Source organism: Paenibacillus sp. XY044 (assembly GCF_002257645.1).
GTDB lineage: Bacteria > Bacillota > Bacilli > Paenibacillales > Paenibacillaceae > Paenibacillus_AQ.
The window spans coordinates 444,065-460,266 of sequence record NZ_NQMO01000004.1 but is presented as its reverse complement, the minus strand read 5'-3'; the positions used below and the strand labels follow the sequence as shown (position 1 = coordinate 460,266).

Annotated in this window: 16 protein-coding genes; 6 read left to right on the top strand and 10 right to left on the bottom strand. The window is 54.0% G+C overall.

The features are described from left to right. Nucleotides 1-22: 22 nt before the first annotated feature. From CJP46_RS19465 to CJP46_RS19440, 5 genes are all read right to left on the bottom strand, one after another. Nucleotides 23-895, bottom strand: a complete 873-nt coding sequence (locus tag CJP46_RS19465) for a carbohydrate ABC transporter permease (protein WP_094597389.1) — start codon at nt 893-895, stop codon at nt 23-25. 25 nt (nt 896-920) lie between these two features. Further along, nucleotides 921-1,892, bottom strand: a complete 972-nt coding sequence (locus CJP46_RS19460) for an ABC transporter permease (RefSeq protein ID WP_094597283.1) — start codon at nt 1,890-1,892, stop codon at nt 921-923. A 567-nt stretch (nt 1,893-2,459) separates the two neighbouring features. Continuing rightward, nucleotides 2,460-2,609 (bottom strand): hypothetical protein, encoded by a 150-nt coding sequence (locus tag CJP46_RS36590; RefSeq protein ID WP_179281239.1) that lies wholly within the window; start codon nt 2,607-2,609, stop codon nt 2,460-2,462. 520 nt (nt 2,610-3,129) lie between these two features. Then, nucleotides 3,130-3,942 carry an SDR family oxidoreductase gene (locus tag CJP46_RS19445; RefSeq protein WP_094597280.1) on the bottom strand — a complete coding sequence of 271 codons (813 nt, stop codon included), beginning with the start codon at nt 3,940-3,942 and terminating at the stop codon, nt 3,130-3,132. A 292-nt stretch (nt 3,943-4,234) separates the two neighbouring features. Beyond that, on the bottom strand, nt 4,235-4,642 hold the full coding sequence (locus tag CJP46_RS19440) for a MerR family transcriptional regulator (protein ID WP_094597279.1): 408 nt from the start codon (nt 4,640-4,642) through the stop codon (nt 4,235-4,237). Between the two features lie 180 nt (nt 4,643-4,822). On the opposite strand from CJP46_RS19440, the gene CJP46_RS19435 reads away from it, so the two are divergent. From CJP46_RS19435 to CJP46_RS19415, 5 genes are all read left to right on the top strand, one after another. After that, nucleotides 4,823-5,203 (top strand): carboxymuconolactone decarboxylase family protein, encoded by a 381-nt coding sequence (locus tag CJP46_RS19435; RefSeq protein WP_094597278.1) that lies wholly within the window; start codon nt 4,823-4,825, stop codon nt 5,201-5,203. A gap of 146 nt (nt 5,204-5,349) precedes the next feature. Beyond that, nucleotides 5,350-6,108, top strand: coding sequence for a YheC/YheD family protein (locus CJP46_RS19430; RefSeq protein WP_094597277.1), 759 nt, complete (start codon nt 5,350-5,352; stop codon nt 6,106-6,108). A gap of 174 nt (nt 6,109-6,282) precedes the next feature. Continuing rightward, nucleotides 6,283-6,765 (top strand): DUF2975 domain-containing protein, encoded by a 483-nt coding sequence (locus tag CJP46_RS19425; RefSeq protein ID WP_094597276.1) that lies wholly within the window; start codon nt 6,283-6,285, stop codon nt 6,763-6,765. A gap of 10 nt (nt 6,766-6,775) precedes the next feature. Beyond that, complete coding sequence (locus CJP46_RS19420; RefSeq protein WP_076173767.1) at nt 6,776-7,000, top strand: helix-turn-helix domain-containing protein; 225 nt, start codon at nt 6,776-6,778, stop codon at nt 6,998-7,000. 22 nt (nt 7,001-7,022) lie between these two features. Continuing rightward, nucleotides 7,023-7,793, top strand: coding sequence for a DUF817 domain-containing protein (locus CJP46_RS19415; protein WP_094597388.1), 771 nt, complete (start codon nt 7,023-7,025; stop codon nt 7,791-7,793). Nucleotides 7,794-7,921: 128 nt separating this feature from the next. Here the strand turns inward: CJP46_RS19415 and CJP46_RS19410 are convergent, their stop codons facing one another. The 3 genes from CJP46_RS19410 to CJP46_RS19400 all read right to left on the bottom strand — a co-directional run bounded on the left by CJP46_RS19410 (nt 7,922) and on the right by CJP46_RS19400 (nt 13,021). Beyond that, nucleotides 7,922-9,070, bottom strand: a complete 1,149-nt coding sequence (locus tag CJP46_RS19410; protein WP_094597275.1) for a response regulator — start codon at nt 9,068-9,070, stop codon at nt 7,922-7,924. Further along, on the bottom strand, nt 9,067-12,192 hold the full coding sequence (locus CJP46_RS19405; RefSeq protein WP_094597274.1) for an ATP-binding protein: 3,126 nt from the start codon (nt 12,190-12,192) through the stop codon (nt 9,067-9,069). Before CJP46_RS19405 ends, CJP46_RS19410 begins: the two co-directional genes overlap by 4 nt. Nucleotides 12,193-12,520: 328 nt before the next feature. Then, nucleotides 12,521-13,021, bottom strand: coding sequence for a CYTH domain-containing protein (locus CJP46_RS19400; RefSeq protein WP_094597273.1), 501 nt, complete (start codon nt 13,019-13,021; stop codon nt 12,521-12,523). A gap of 138 nt (nt 13,022-13,159) precedes the next feature. On the opposite strand from CJP46_RS19400, the gene CJP46_RS36585 reads away from it, so the two are divergent. Then, nucleotides 13,160-13,297: a hypothetical protein gene (locus CJP46_RS36585; RefSeq protein WP_179281238.1), complete on the top strand. Its 138-nt coding sequence runs from the start codon at nt 13,160-13,162 to the stop codon at nt 13,295-13,297. A 185-nt stretch (nt 13,298-13,482) separates the two neighbouring features. Here the strand turns inward: CJP46_RS36585 and CJP46_RS19395 are convergent, their stop codons facing one another. Both CJP46_RS19395 and CJP46_RS19390 read right to left on the bottom strand, forming a co-directional pair. Continuing rightward, nucleotides 13,483-15,357 (bottom strand): cyclic nucleotide-binding domain-containing protein, encoded by a 1,875-nt coding sequence (locus tag CJP46_RS19395; RefSeq protein ID WP_094597272.1) that lies wholly within the window; start codon nt 15,355-15,357, stop codon nt 13,483-13,485. 86 nt (nt 15,358-15,443) lie between these two features. After that, nucleotides 15,444-16,046 carry a hypothetical protein gene (locus CJP46_RS19390; protein WP_094597271.1) on the bottom strand — a complete coding sequence of 201 codons (603 nt, stop codon included), beginning with the start codon at nt 16,044-16,046 and terminating at the stop codon, nt 15,444-15,446. Nucleotides 16,047-16,202: the final 156 nt, after the last annotated feature.

Here is a 16,202-nt window from a genome sequence, read left to right as displayed (position 1 = left end):
CTTCAGTTCGGGTAGTTCATTTTTAAGATTTGACCGCCCCTAGTGTAAGCCCTTTCACAAAATGTTTCTGCAGGAACGGATACAGCAAAATGATCGGCAGCGTCGCAATAACGATGGTGGCCATCTTGATCCCTTCCGGGGAGGTAAACGCCAACTCGCTGAACTGCGAGGCGCCGGGATCGATGCTGAGATCGTCGGTCTCAAACATCTTTTTCAGCAGGACCTGCAGCGGCCACCACTTCGGCTGATCGATGTAATACAGCGCGTTCATATAGGCGTTCCAGTGTCCGACCGCGTAAAAAATGCCAAGCGAGGCCATCACAGGTTTGGAGAGAGGCACGACCATCTTCATCAGGATACGTACCTCCCCGCAGCCGTCGATGCGGGCGGAATCGATGACCTCCGCGGGCAGCTGCTTGAAGAACGAATGCATCACGAAAAAGTTAAACGCGCTGATCGCGCCGGGCAGAATCATGGCCCAAGGGGTGTTCATCAGGTGCAGGTTTTTCATCAGCAAAAAGTTCGGAATCAAGGGTGCGCTGAAAATCATCGTGATCAGCACCATCAGCATGATCAGTTTGCGTCCAACATACTCCTCCCGGGATACCGGGTAAGCCAGTGTTGCCGTCGCCACCAGGTTGATCAGCGTCCCCGCCACCGTGATGAAGACGGATACCGCAAACGCGCGCCATATCGACGCATCGCTGAACACGTACCGGTAGTTGATCGTTGTGACGTCCACCGGCCAGAACGTCACCTTACCCGACGTGACTGCTTCGGACGAGCTGAAGGATTGGGCGATGACGTTCAGAAACGGCAGGAACATGGCGAGCCCGAGCAGGCACATGAACAGGATGTTGAACGAGTTGAATATTTGAAAGCTCCTAGACATCATTCGGTACAACCGTCGTTCCTCCCTTCTAGTACAGGCCTTCGCCCGTTGTTTTCTTGCTGAGCATGTTGCCGGTCAGGACCAGCACCAGCCCCACCACCGATTTGAACAAGCCCACCGCCGTCGTATAGCTGTACTGCTGCGACAGGAGGCCGGAGCGGTAGATGTACGTGTCGAGAATTTCCCCGTTTTCCGTGTTGAGCGCGTTCAGGAACACCCACACCCGCTCAAAGCCGAAGTCGAGGAATTTCCCGATGTGCAGCAGGAACAAAATCATGATCGTCGGCAGCAGCGCCGGCAGCGTAATCCGGAGCGTCTGCTTCCACCGGTTCGCCCCGTCGATCTCGGCCGCTTCGTACAGGTCCGGGTTGATTCCCGCCAAAGCGGCCAGGTACAGGATCGTGCCGTACCCCATGTCCCGCCAAATGCCGGATCCGACCAGCACGCTGCGGATGTAGGCGTTGTCGCCGAGAAAGTACAGCGGCTTGACGCCGAACAGTCCGAGCAGTTGGTTCAGGATGCCGGTGGACGGGGACAAAATGGCCACGGACATGCCGGCAATGACGACCCAGGACAGAAAGTGCGGCATGTACACCACGGTTTGGATGACCCTTTTGAACACGACCAGCCTCAGCTCGTTGAGCAGCAGGGCCAGAATGATCGGGGCCGGAAACGCAATGATCAGGTCGTAAAGCCCGATGAGCAGCGTATTTTTCAAGATCCGCAGAAAGTCGTAATGCTGAAACATCGCCGCGAAGTTGGCGAAGCCCACCCACTCGCTCCCGGAAAAGCCCTTGAACATGTTGTAATCCTGGAACGCGATGATCGATCCGCCTAGCGGAATGTACTTGAAGATGAGAAAATACACGATCCCTGGGAGGGAAATTACGTACAGCGCCTTGTACTTCCAGATGAGGTGGATCAGACCACCGCCCCTTCCCGGCCTTCGGACCCTGCTTGGGGGCTTCAGCTCGGCCGTTTCCGTTTTGATCGTCGACATATCGGTCCTCCTTTATGGCAGTGCTTATTTTCCATAGTAACGGCGGAGGGGCGGGGGATGCTTGGCGTGAATATGGGTGGGCTGGTTATTTTTTAAGGTTTGAGGCTTGGTTGAAAAAAGGAGGCAGCGGTGCATCTGCTTTGGGAGCGAGCTGATTCGAAGGAGGAATAATGAGAGCCGATTCGAAGGAATAATGAGAGCCGATTCGAAGGAGGAATAACGAAACCCATACGTCGGCGCTCGGGGGAGGGACGCATTTGGGGTTCCAGCCGCTGTTGAAGCCGTGTTCCTTGATGAGATAAGGAGGTGGGAACACGGCTTCAAAGGCGGCACGTAAACTTTCCACCCCATATGCTTTCCCTTTTTGGAGTTCAGGCGCGGGGACTGCGTTAGAGTTCGATAATCGAAACTAACCTTCTCCCGCTTTCCTGCTGCTAGCCATTTTTTTTCACCTTCGGTTGCCGCACCAGCACACCGTCTTCGCTCGTGACCTTAAAAAATAAGCAGCTTGGGGGTAGGAAGAAAAAAAGAGGCGTGTCGCCTTACGGCACGCCTTTATTGATTTACTTAGCCGATTCCAAGGAGCAGCAACGAAACCCATACGTCGGCGCTCGGGGGAGGGACGCATTTGGGGTTCCAGCCGCTGTTGAAGCCGTGTTCCTTGATGAGATAAGGAGGTGGGAACACGGCTTCAAAGGCGGCACGTAAACTTTCCACCCCATATGCTTTCCCTTTTTGGAGTTCAGGCGCGGGGACTGCGTTAGAGTTCGATAATCGAAACTAACCTTCTCCCTCTTTCCTGCTGCTACCCATTTTTTAACCTTCGGTTGCCGCACCAGCACAACGGCTTCGCTCATGACCTTAAAAAAATAAGCAGTTGGTGGGTAGGAAGCAAAAAAGAGGCGTGTCGCCTTACGGCACGCCTCTTTCAGGTTGGCTATTGGTTCGCTTCGAAGGGAATAACGAGACCCCATGCGTCGGCAAAGCTGCTATGAGAGGAGGCGATTCGAAGGAGCAGCAACGAAACCCATACATCGGCGCTTGGAGAGGACGCATTTGGGTTTCCAGCGCTGTTGAAGCCGTGTTCCTTGATGAGGTGAGGAGGTGGGAACACGGCTTCAAAGGCGGCACGTAAACTTTCCATTCCATAAGCTTTCCCTCTTTGGAGTTTAGGCGCGGGGGCGGCTTCGCTTAGGAATTTGCCGAGGCTTGAGCATTGGGAGGAGCGCCCCCTTTCTCACCGGAACTGCTGAGCAATGCCGGCCATAAATTCCTCCTCCGGCACCTTGCTGCGCAAGTCCATCAGAAACTCGGCGTCCGGACCGGCGATATACCGGAACCGGGAAGAAGGATCGACCGCTGCCTCGTAAATCGTCTTTGCGATGTGTTCCGGTGTGGACACCTGGGTTTCAAAGCTCTCCAGCTGCTTTTTCATAACGGTATCGGTATAGGCTGCGTACGCATCCAGCGCATCGTCCTTCAGCAGGTCCAGCGAGCGTCCGGTAAAGTCCGTAGCCACGTTGCCCGGCTCCACAACCTTCACCCGGATGTTCTGTTCAGCCAGCTCATAGTATAGCGATTCGGAGAATCCTTCCACCGCCCACTTGCTTGCGTGGTACAACGACAGCAGCGGGAAAGCCACCCTGCCGCCGGCCGACGAGACGTTGATCACCGTTCCGCCGCCCTGGGCCCGGAAATGAGGAAGAAGCGTCCGGGTCGTCTGCATCACGCCATGGACGTTGACATCAAACTGTTTGCGCACCTGGTCATCCGTCGCTGCTTCAAAAGCGCCAAATGCCGCATAGCCCGCGTTGTTCAGTAGGACATCGATCCGCCCAAACCGGTCGATCCCCTCCGCTACCGCAGCCTCGATGGTCTCCTTCTGCTCCACGTCCAAACGGGTCACCATCACCCGCTCCAAGGACTTCAGCCCGAATTCCTGTTCCGGCGAACGCATCGTCGCAATGACGTTCCACCCCTGCTGCTGAAAAAACTGCGCCGCCGCTTTTCCAATACCCGATGAAGCACCCGTAATCAAAATCGATTTCATGCCAATTCCTCCTCTGTTCTCATTTACAAGGAGATTATACCGCGGAGAATGAACTATGTAAACTAATATTAACTATTTTAGTTAAGTTATATAAAAATAATTCATTGTGTTTACATTATTGCGGATTGTTCGAATAAGTTGCAGCATAAGGCAGGGGTGGCTGTTGGGAGCGCAATAAAGGCAGTCGCAGCTAGAAGCGCCTTTTGAGTACATTGATTAGTGTATTACCTGGGAATGAACGAATGATCGATGGTATCGACAGCAAAAAGAGGCCAGAGCGGCCTCTTTTTGCTTATTTGCCAAACGGTACCTTGGATGGCACCGCCTGGCTTCTCTCCTTTTCCAAACCTTTGTAATGATAGATCTTGTCACCAATGCTTTGCAAATTGTCCCGAAGCACCCGCATTTGCTCATGAATGTGCGCCTGGTGGGCTTCCAGCATGACCCGCCTTTCCGTTATCGTGGAATCGCCTTCGCTCCGCAGGTCCGAAAACCGCTTCATTTCGCTGATCGGCATCCCCGTCTCCCTTAACCGCATCAAAAATTCAACCCATAACAAGTCGGACTCCCGGTACAGACGGTAGCCGTGCTCATCCCGGGGAACTCCTTCCAGCAAGCCGATCCGCTCGTAGTAACGCAGCGTATGCACGGACAGGCCGGTCTTTTGGGAAAGCTGCTGAATCGTATATTGGTTTTCCATGGCTGCATTATATCACTAAATCCCCTACAATGCGGGTCCATTTCGATCTGAACTCGGTTACGTTACGGAACCTCTAGAGGTATAGATTCCTTCTAAAAATAGGCCTTGCTTTAGAGCGCGCTCAAAGCTGTAGCATAAGTCTCACGAAGCAACAAAACCAGAACTCAGGAGGTCAAAACAATGACAAACGAACGTTACGAACGCGGATGGAAAAAGCTGCTGGAAGTCGACGGAGACGGCGGGCAGCGTGTCATGGACTCGCTCAGCGATATCGCCCCGGACCTGGGGAAATACATCATCGAATTTGCCTTTGGCGACATTTACTCGCGGAAGGAACTCGACCTCAGGCAGCGCGAACTGATCACGATCGCTTCCCTGACGACGCAAGGGGGATGCGAAGCGCAGCTGAATGTGCACATCAACGCCGGATTGAACGTCGGGCTGACCACCGGTGAAATCATGGAAGCCATCATCCAATGCGCGCCGTATACCGGCTTTCCCCGGGTGCTGAACGCGGTATTTGAAGCCAAACGGGTATTTAATGAACGTAATTTAATATAACGGGCAAAGGGGCGGCATGAGCCACCTTTTTTGGCCTACTAGCCGATAGAACTTTAACTTTTTCCATTCTTATCGCCACAATAGACAGATATCGTTGCAAGCACATCTCTACATTCATATGTTAGGTCAGGAAGGTGGTGGTATGTATGGCTAAGTACAAAAGCAGCTCGATCAGCGATAAATGGAAGAAAACGAAATGGTTGTTAGGGCAACGCGATTTACGGGAATATGTCCCCCACACGGAAACTTTTAATAGAAAAAACCTGTTATCCATGCTTTCCAAATATTCAACCGTTTACTTCAAACCAACGCATGGTTCCGGCGGGGCGGGCATCATTCGGATCAATAAAAAAAACAGTGGGTACCAAACCCAATTCAAGAGAGAGAAATCCTTTTTCTCAACAGCTGACGAGCTATATCATATGCTTTCCCGCTTTTCTAACAAAAGGCCGTATTTGTTACAGAAGGGGATCCAATTAGCTAAAACGAACGGAAAGCTGTTCGATATTCGCGTGATGGTTCAGAAAACGAAAAAAGGGGAGTGGATCAGTACGGCCGTCTTCACGAAGATCGGGAGTCCTGGAAAGGTTGCAACGAACTATAACCAGGGAGGAAGCATCGGTTTATTTCGGCCAACCCTGACAGGCGCGGGGCTTCATTCGGCTTCCATTCAAAGTACGGAAGAAGCACTGAAGCAGTTAGGGGTTTCGGTAGCGAAAAATTTTGACCGCCATCTCAAAGGATTTCAGGAACTCGGTTTGGATGTAGCGCTGGACAATAAGGAAAAGCTGTGGATATTGGAGGTCAATACCCGGCCCCAAATTTATCCGCTAAAAAATTTAAAAGACAAAAGGCTGTTCCATCGAATCCTTTCTTATGCAAAGCAATATGGGAGGCTCACATAATTACCATCAAAACGCCATGAGCAAACATGGCTTTTTTTGTTATACATAAATGGTTTGAAGGAGATCGGTAGCACGACTAACAACAAAATGATAATATTATTCATTAATTATTTATTGTAAAACGATAAATGGTGTGCTAAATTCGAGGAACAATAATGATTAAGAGGTGTTTTTATGAAACGGGTGTCAACTCTCTTCTTAAAGATGGCTGTGTTTCTGATCGGCATTCCGATTCTTGCTTTGTGCATCTTTGTGGTTCCGGTGATTGCGAATTTTGCAGCAGAACTGTATCCGGATCATGCCTATTTCAAATATCTCGTTTTCGTCGGTATGTATGCAGGAGCCATTCCTTTTTACCTCGCTCTGTATCAAGCCTTTAAACTGTTAATTTATATTGACGGAAATGAAGCTTTCTCGGAGTTATCCGTAAGAGCGCTAAAAAAAATCAAGCACTGTGCAGTCGCCATCAGTATTCTGTATGTGGCCGGTTTGCCGCTCATGTATCTCATCGCGGAGGCAGACGACGCCCCGGGTGTCATTTTGATCGGATTGGTCATTATCTTTGCTTCCATGGTGATTGCCTTCTTTGCCGCCGTTCTTCAGAGGCTTTTGCAAGAGGCGATCGATATCAAATCGGAAAATGACTTAACGGTCTGAGGTGAAAACAATGGCAATCGTAATCAATATCGACGTAATGCTGGCGAAAAGAAAAATGAGCGTAACCGAGCTTTCGGAACGGGTAGGAATCACCATGGCTAACCTGTCTATATTGAAGAACGGGAAGGCGAAAGCGATTCGATTATCGACTTTAGAGGCGATTTGCAAGGCTTTGGATTGCCAGCCCGGAGATATTTTAGAGTATCGGAGTGATGAAGATCATGATGGATCATAGCCGAATGATGGAGTCACCGGTCATCAGAGCTTTCAAGCAGCTCGTTCGATTCGGTTGGGAGCAGGCCTTATCCTGTTTGTTTCCCGTCGTGATTTTTGCCTCTTTGGCTTTGACGAAAATCATCCCCCTCCCCTTCCTGCCAAGGTATGATTGGCTGCTGATCATTTGCCTCCTGATGCAGTGGTGGATGGTTCGCTCCGGACTCGAAACGCGAGACGAACTCAAGGTGATCACGATGTTCCATTTGATCGGGCTGGCTCTTGAACTTTTCAAGGTACATATGGGCTCTTGGTCGTACCCGGGGGAAGGATATTTCAAAATATTCGGAGTCCCTTTATACAGCGGATTTATGTATGCGAGCGTAGCGAGTTATCTTTGCCAGGCCTGGAGAAGGCTCAAGATAGAACTGATCAAGTGGCCGCCGTTTGCGGTTGTCGTACCTCTTGCGGCTGCGATTTATTTGAATTTTTTCACCCACCATTTTTGGATTGACTTGCGTTGGTGGTTATCTGGACTTGTTATCCTTGTCTTTTGGCGATCATGGGTCAAATATGAAATTAACGGAACGCGTTACCGTATGCCGCTCGCCCTGTCATTTGTGCTCATCGGATTTTTTATTTGGATCGCAGAAAATATCGCCACGTTCTTTGGCGCCTGGCAATACCCGAACCAGGCCGATGCTTGGAGCCTCGTTCATCTCGGAAAGGTAAGTTCATGGCTCTTATTGGTGATCGTCAGTTTTCTGATCGTAGCGACGTTAAAGCAGGTGAAGGAAAAAATCCCGCCGGAATAGACCGGGGGCATTGGGTTGATTATTATCGCAAGCCCGAAAGTGCATATAAAAGGAAAAGGCGGCGGGAATGGCCGCCTTTTTATGTTCGATCGTATGTTTTTCGGGATGTCCCATCGAGCCCCATTACGTTACGTCCCCGGCCGTGAGGCCCGTCCAGCCTCAAAATACTTCTCCGCCAGCATCACCGTCTCCATCTCCGGCTCGGCGTCCAGCTCCTCGGACAAGACTCGTACAAACATATCGTAATGCCTTTGTGCCTCGGAAATTTCGCCGATTTGGAGATGGCCTAACAGGATTTTGCGGCACACCTCGTCTGAGAAAGGCTCGACGCTCTGCAGGCCCAGCAGCCGATCCAGTGCTCTGCGCGCCTGCCCGACGGTTTGTTCATAGTCGGCAGCCAGCAGGCTGGAGCACACGAATTGGCGCCGAAGCTCCTCGCGGACCGACAACGCCCATGCGTAATCATGCTCCTCGAGATAATCGCCCTGATACTGGGCCAGTCCGTTCTGCAGGCGCTGCAGGTCGCGCAGGTCACGGATTTCCTCCATGGCGGTATCCCGCAGGAAGCGGTCCACGTCCACCTCTACCTCCCGCTGCACCAGGCAGTAGCTCTCATGGGAGTAATCCACGGTGGAGCCCAGTCCCCAGGATTTCAGCATTTTGCGGACCTGGTATACGGAAGTATGCAGCTGGGTCACCGCCTTATCGGCGGAGAGCTCCGGCCACAGGGTCATCAGGATCTGATCCTTCGCGACCCATCGGTTGCGGTGATGCACCAGCAGGGCGAACAGCTCCTGCGCTTTCTGTGTCCGCCATTTGAGCCGGCTGCCGCTCCCCGTGCCATCCAGCACCTCAAGCCGCTGAAAGCAAATGATTTTGGGCTCCTGCCGGACAGATGCCTCCGCCAATTGCTGAGACGCCAAACGCGCCTCCAGGCGGCTCACGGTTTTGGCAAACCGCTCGGGGTCAACCGGCTTCAGTAAATAGTCGACCGCGTTCACTTCGAACGCTTCAATCGCGTACTGATTGTACGCCGTTACGAATACGACATGAATGCCGGGATGCAGGCTGTTCAGGTGCTCCGCCGCCTCCAGCCCGTTCAGCCCGGGCATCTCGATATCCAAAAACGCGATATCCAGCGGACTTCCCGCGGCATGCTCCAATGCTTCCCGGACCCGCGTAAATTTGCCGGCTACCTCGATCCGCCCATCTACTTGAATCAGCCGCTCCAACTGGAGCAGCGCCGGATTTTCGTCATCAACCAATATCGCTCTCATGCTTGCCCTCCTCTTGTGTCATCCCGGGAGTCCCGCTGTTTTTGCTTCGGCACATGGAACCGGACTGCGGTTCCCCGCTCCGGATGGCTCTCGATCATAAGCTCCGTGCCAAAGAGCGTCAGCAGGCGGGCATTAATATTTTTCAGCCCTACACCGTCCCCGGCCCTGCCTTCCCGCACGGCTTCCATCCGTTCCGGAGTCATACCTATCCCGTTATCCTCGACGGAAATCTCCAGCCGCTCATCCAGCTCCAACACCGATATCCGAACCCTGCCCCCCTCTTCCTTGCGCATGATTCCGTGCCGGACCGCATTCTCAACGATCGGCTGGATGGTAAGCGGAGGCACCAGTCGGTTTATGTCCGCCTGAACGTTGTAGTCGATCTGCAGCCGGTCTTCAAACCGGGCCTTCTCCAGGTTTAAATAGGACTTGACCAAAGCCAGCTCCTGACGCAGAACGGTCAACTGGTCCCGGTTGCTGAAATCGAAGCTCCCCCGCAAATACCGGCTGAGCTCGTGCAGCAGTTCCGTCGTCTTTTCCGGGTCGACAGGCAGCAGGGCGATCATCGTATTCAGCGCATTGTACAAAAAGTGCGGCTTAATCTGGGCCTGCAGGAAGGCCATTTCCGCGGAAATCGCGTGCCGGACCGATCTGCGCAGCTCCAGCAAGGTTCTGACCCTTGCCCGCAGTTCTTCGGCATCAACCGGCTTGCGAAGAAAATCGTTCGCTCCGGCGGATAGGCCGATACGGACATCCTCCGGCAGGCTTCTCGCCGTTAGAAGAAGAATCGGAAGAGCCGACAAGGAGAACTGCCGGCGCACGTTCCGGCACAGGTCCAGGCCCGACATGCCGGGCATCATCCAATCGGCAATGACCAGATCGATCGATTGCCCCGATTGGATCTTTTCCAGCGCCTCCTGCCCGTTGCTGGCCGTCATCAGCCTGTAGCCCTCGAGGGCCAACAGATTGCGCAGCACCTGAAGATTGACGGGATCGTCGTCCACCATCAGGACAGTGGCGCGTTCCGCTCCGCTCTCGAGCATCTTCGGATCGGCGAGCGCTGCAGCCGTTTCCTCGCGGATGCGCTCCGAAGAGATGCCGGCTGCTGCGCTATCTGCAGTTTTCGGTCTTGGACCGGCGGCAGGAACGGTGAAATGGAAGGTTGAGCCCCGTCCCAGCTGCGATTCGACCCAAATGCGGCCTCCGCCGAGCTCAACGAGCCTTTTGGTAATGCTGAGCCCAAGGCCGGTGCCGGAAGATTCGTGCCCCTCCGGCATGTCCAGCTGATCAAACGGGGTAAAAATAGCCTCCAGCCGCTCCGCCGCAATGCCGATCCCGGTATCGGTCACCGAGATATGCACGGCGTCACCCCGTTTGTCGGCCGCAATCCGGATGCTTCCACTGGAAGTATTTTTCACCGCATTGCCAAGGAGGTTAAACAAAATCTGCTGAAGACGGTCCTCGTCCGTCAGCAGGAAGGGCAGATCTTCCGGCAGGCTTTCCTCCAGTACGATTCGTTTGCTCCCCGCGAGATTGCGGATGATCTCCAGCACCGACCCGGTCACGGAAGCCAACTCGACCGGCTGCCGCCTCATGACGATCTCCCCGTTCTTCAGCTTGGCAAAATCCAAAATATCGTTGATGAGAAGTGTCAGCCGCTTCCCTGTCGTCATGATCAGCTTGAGATTGCCGCGCTGCTCCCGGTTCAGCTCCCCAGAGGCCCCTTCCAGCAAGGACTGGGCAATGTTGACCATGCCGTGCACGGGCGTCCGCAGCTCGTGGGAGGTGTTTGCCATAAACTCATCCTTTAGGCCATCCAAGGTCAGGAGCCTGCGGGACAGCTGCTCCACCTCATTAAATGTCCGGTCATAGCGCCGGGCCAGCAGGGCCGACTGAGTCACGACGAACATCAGCATCTCCACTGGAGCGAAGACCATGCCCTCGTATATCCCAATCAAGGGAAGCAGGTTGGTGATAATGACCATGAGAATGCTGATGATGCTGAGAATCGTGAGCAGGTATTCTCCCGAATTCCGCCGCCTGTGGAGATCCCGCAGCATGATGCCGATAATGTAGGCGATGCATAACGCTGTGAAGGCAACCAGCAAAGGTTCGATCCTGGAGAACAGGATACTGGGAAAAATAATCGCAACCGCAATGGATGCCGTGCCGAGAAACGTGTAGGAACGCATCACGATAGGATGCACCCCGCCGCGTACCGAAGCGGACACGAATTTTAACAAAAAATAGTACACCAGTACGGACAGCAGCAGCTGGCTCTTCAGGATCCACTCATAAGGAAGGCCCGGCCAAATGCCGGCGATCAGCTTCTCCCCGTGCAGCAGGACATAACAAATGGTTGTCAGACAAAATAATCCCAGGTGCAGGGAAGCCGGCTCCTTCTTGCGGATTTGTTGGAATCCGAGAAAATAAAGGGCTGCGGTAAAGAAGCCGGCAATCGTCATCCAGTCAGCGAACAAATACAGTTCTTTGTTCTGCATAATCGAGTGCTGCTCCCCGAACAGGATCGGTGAAAATACGCCGCCGGTGGTATACAAGTAATTGGCCACCTGAACGAGAACTTCGATCCGTCCGCCCGAAAGGGTGGCAAACCCCAAATAAGGCACGTTCTTCTGAACGCCGTCGGCGGCGGAGCGCCCGGGATTCCCGCTGGCCCCAATCTCGTATCCGCCCATGAACACACGGCTGGCGGAACGGATATTGTTTGTCTGCAGGCCATACGTCAGCATCTGTCCAGGCTGTACCTGAACGATCAGACGAAACGTCCCGTAGCCCTCGGCTGCTCGTCGCCCGTCCTCCGCGATATAATCGTTCCAGGCTCCCGGCAAGCGTGCCATCCCGGACAGCCTTGGACGCTCGCCTTCCTTCTCGGTGCCGCTGCCGTTAAAATCTTCCGGAGTCAGCAGCTGATTACGGTAAAATTCCCACTCCCCGTCCAAGCTGATGGCCCCTTGGTGCCGGAGATCCAGCTTGCTCAGGTCAAGCACCCCTTGGATCCCCGTAGGCTGCCTGTCCATTGCCACCTGCTGCCAAACGGCGTACACCGGCAGAAACAGCACCAGCAGCATGCCGATGATAAAAATAATCCATTGCCTTTTCATGCCAACGCTCCCCGGGCTTTACGCAGGGTAAAGCCTGTATTCAAGCCGCTGTTCGCGCACTTTATTCCGACATAGCAACCGCTATACTTTATGTCGGCGCCTCTTGGTCAAAACATAATAAAAAGCCCCCCTCGCCAAAATTTTTTTTGAATAAGCATAAAACGGCGATCAAAGCATATTCAAAGAGCCCAGACCGCATTAGGCGGTAGTTTTTGTTGCGTGATAAAGAAGGCGAGTTTCCGACATCAAAAAAAGAGACCTTACGGTCTCTCGATCCCAGGCAGCTCCGACTCCATATGCATCATAGCCAATAGAACTTCCTGATTCCCTAACTCCGCCGGGACTGAAGCTCGCGCCAAACCTTCTTGTTGCTGTACTCCTTATCCGTACTGATGTCCTGGCCAAACCATGCCGGGGGAACAAAGCTCTCGGCCTCCTCCTCCGAGGAGAACTCCACTTCCAGCACGGTCAGCCTGATTTGATCGTATTCATCGATCTCTACCTGCAAGCCATCCCACAGCGCCGTGGAGCGCTTCTTGATCAAGGGGACGGCGCCGTGAGCCTGAATCATCTGATCATACAGGCCGCCGGCAATGGATACCTCGACTTCTTCCCTGGCGATGCCGAATCCCCGCTTAAACGTATGCGTGTACTCCACCTCTCCGCTGGCGGCATCCGTAATTTTCCGAACCCGCAGCTCCTGGTCTTCATACAGCGCGAGATACGTCTGCTCGATCAGCTGCTCCTTAACGATCTGCAGCACGCCTTCATCGACCTGGGCCGCCGGGAATTCCGGCAGCAAAAATTTGCGTTCAATTTCAAGGGGCATCCCGCTGTTCCTCCTTCGATTGGATAGCCGGTATCCGGCTTTTTCCAAAAGTTAAGTTTGACTTAAGACTCGCTCTTTACACTAAACCCACAACCAAGCATTCCCATTATACGAATGAAACCATAGGAGGACAATCATTTGAACTGGATTCGCAAACAGCAGCAGATCATCAAGCTCCAGGCAGCCGTGACGAAGGAATTGTCCGGCTACGAGAGCGAACAAGATAAAGTCATAGCCGAACGGCTAAGCAAACTGACCGCCGGATTTACGGTCTAAACATGACATAACTTTCTGAATAAACCACGGAAGTCGTAAAATAGCCTGGAAACGGCAAACAAGGGTTAAGCAGACGAATCTGCTTAACCCTTGTACTTTTACCAGGAATGAATCATCAATGTGACGACCTAAGCCTTAGCAAGGCCTGTTCAACGTAACCTGCAGGGTGCCGCCCGAGCCGACTTCTACAGCTTCAGCGCCTGCCCGCACCGTCCGCAGTATCTGGACCCCGGCGGCGATACCGTTTTGCATGCCTCGCAAACGAGCGTCTGGCCCGGAACCGCAGGCGCCCCGTCCTGACCGGCTGCGCTGAGCAGCCGCTCTTCCACCTGCTGCTCCGGGTTGACCGCCTGGAGCATGGACTGCTCTTCCCGAGACCCCCTCCGGACTAGCCAATAGAGAAGCCCGATCCCGATCGCGCCGACGGCGACCATCCCGACCAGCTTCCAGAGCGCGGTATCATAGCGGTAATCCCATACCGCGTGGAGCACCATGCTGGACAGCAGCAGGGCCGCCATCACCAGCAGGCTGCGTGGCGAAATGCCCCGCTGCCCTGCACGGCCGGCACCGCGTCCCATGCCATACCATACCCCCGCCGCCGCAATCGCCGTCCAGGTGCCGTGGCCAAAAGGGGACAGCAGCGCCCGAACCCACAGCACGGCAAGCATGCCGGTGGTGGCGTGGGATTGCAAATAAGTGACGCCGTACAATATGCTCTCGATCGCCGCGAATCCCATCCCCGCACAGGCGCCGAAAACGATGGCGTCCATCAGGAACCGATGCCTGCGGCTCCGCAAAAAGATCAGGCAGACGAGCAGTTTGGCCGCCTCCTCGATCACCGCTACAAGCGCGGCCGCTTTCAAGTGGCCCGAAGCGCCGACACCCATGCCTGAGTGCATAAGCCAGCGCTGCTCCAGCAGCCAGGCGATGGGAAGGGCAATGACGGCCGAGGAAGCAAACACCAGGGCCAGACGCATCGGGCGAAAGCCGAGGAGCTGCGAGCTGCGTAGATAGGCCACGAACGATACCGGCCCGACGAATCCGCCAGCCACCAGCGCCGCATCAATCCACACCGTCTGCCTGAGCCACGCGGCCAGAATCGTTAATAGAACGAACAGCCCGCCGAGAACAAGGACGACATCCATCCAGCGCTCTTTTTTCGCCCTAACCGGATATCCGGCAGATTCCGCGACCGCGCCGTTCCCGGCCGGATCGGCCGCCGCCGCAATCTCCGAAAACTGCAGCTTGGAGCTGACAGCCTCGTTCAACAGATCCGGCCTGCGAATCCGCAGCACCTCATAAAACTGCCTCCTCACCGGTTCATACTGCTGCAGGACAAATTGGAATTCGTCCCGGCCCATAACCATCAGCTCGCCGTTTTCCAGCGCGGTCACCGTTCCCGTCTTCGCCTCTCCGCTTAACAGGTCCATCTCGCCGAAGTAATCGCCGGCTTCATAGACCGCCTTCTTGCGCCGCCCGTTTCGGATCTCAAACCGTCCCTCGGCGATCATGTAAAACCGGTCGGACATCGTTCCTTCCGTCAAAATCACGTCGCCCTTATACACCTTCCGGCGGACAGTTACCTCCGCCAGTCCACGCAGCTCTGCATTCGGTATCGCCGCCCAAATCGTCGCCTTGCTGAGCATGGCATGCATCGTGCGGATGCGCGCCGAGAAGGACAAGCTCTCGTGAAACATCGGACTCGCCGCCGCCAGCCGGCTGAAGGCGTTCTGCTCGAGCCGCAGGGCGGTCACGTCACCGATGGCCTGAACGCCGGATGTCCTTTTTTCCTCCAGAAACAAGGCCACCTCCCCGATCAGCGCACCTTCGCCCAGCACGTCCAGCGTCATCGTCTGCCCCACCAAATTCCGTGATACCACCTGCACCTGTCCGCTCATAATGAAATAGCATGAATTGCTGTAGCTCCCCTCCACGATCAGGCTGTCACCGTCATGAAAGCGCTCCTCATGCATTGACAGGGCCGCCCCTTCCAGCTCGGGAACCGGGACGCCGCGAAAAAGCGGGTGGCTGCGCAAAAAATCGACCGCCATCGTTGTCATTTCCATCGCTCCATACACGAAAAGAACCCGCCCTGCGGCAGATTCCTCTCCTGAGTTATTGATTGTCCTTCCTCAAATAGAAGGGATCATCTCATATTGCCTAAAATACTGCTTCTTGCGTCTTCCATCTTCTTGATGTAATCGCTCATGACGTCCATCGCTTCATTCCGCTTGTTGCTAAGCTCCTGAAGACGAATCATGTCCATCTGCTGGGAACTGCTCAAATTGTCGATATGGCTCTTGACCTTCTCGATCAGCTGATCCACATCGTCTGCGGAATAATCGGTCTTCGATGCGTCGGCCAACCCCTTGCCCGCAAGCGTCGATAACGTCCCGTCCGCCACCTTGTAATTTCCGTCAGCGCTTTGTCCGCGGAGGGTTCTGAGCTCGCTCAAAATGTTGTTCAGCTGGGCAATCTCTTCATTCCTTTTCTGAACGTTTGTCAATTGATCCCTTAATTGATCCTCCAGCACTTGAGCACGCTGCTGCTGCACCGCCTGAAGGGCGGATTCGATATCCATACCGGCCAGATCAATGTTCCCCACATTCACCAAGGAGTTGTTCGTGGCGCTGCCCCCTACGGCCTGCTTCACGGACGTGTAGGCTTGGTCGTTCATCATAATACCGGTTCCTGCGACGACACCGACGAGCAGTGATGCGGCGGTCGTCAAGATCATTTTACGATTCATGCACTCAACCTCGATCCATTCATTCTATCATTCTACTACAAGAAGAATAGCAAAAACAGGAAATCAGCACAATCCAAAATATGACAAATTACCCTTGAATTCCGGGATTTAGGCCTTTTATAATGTAACTATTCTTTCAAAGGGGTGAAGCGGACC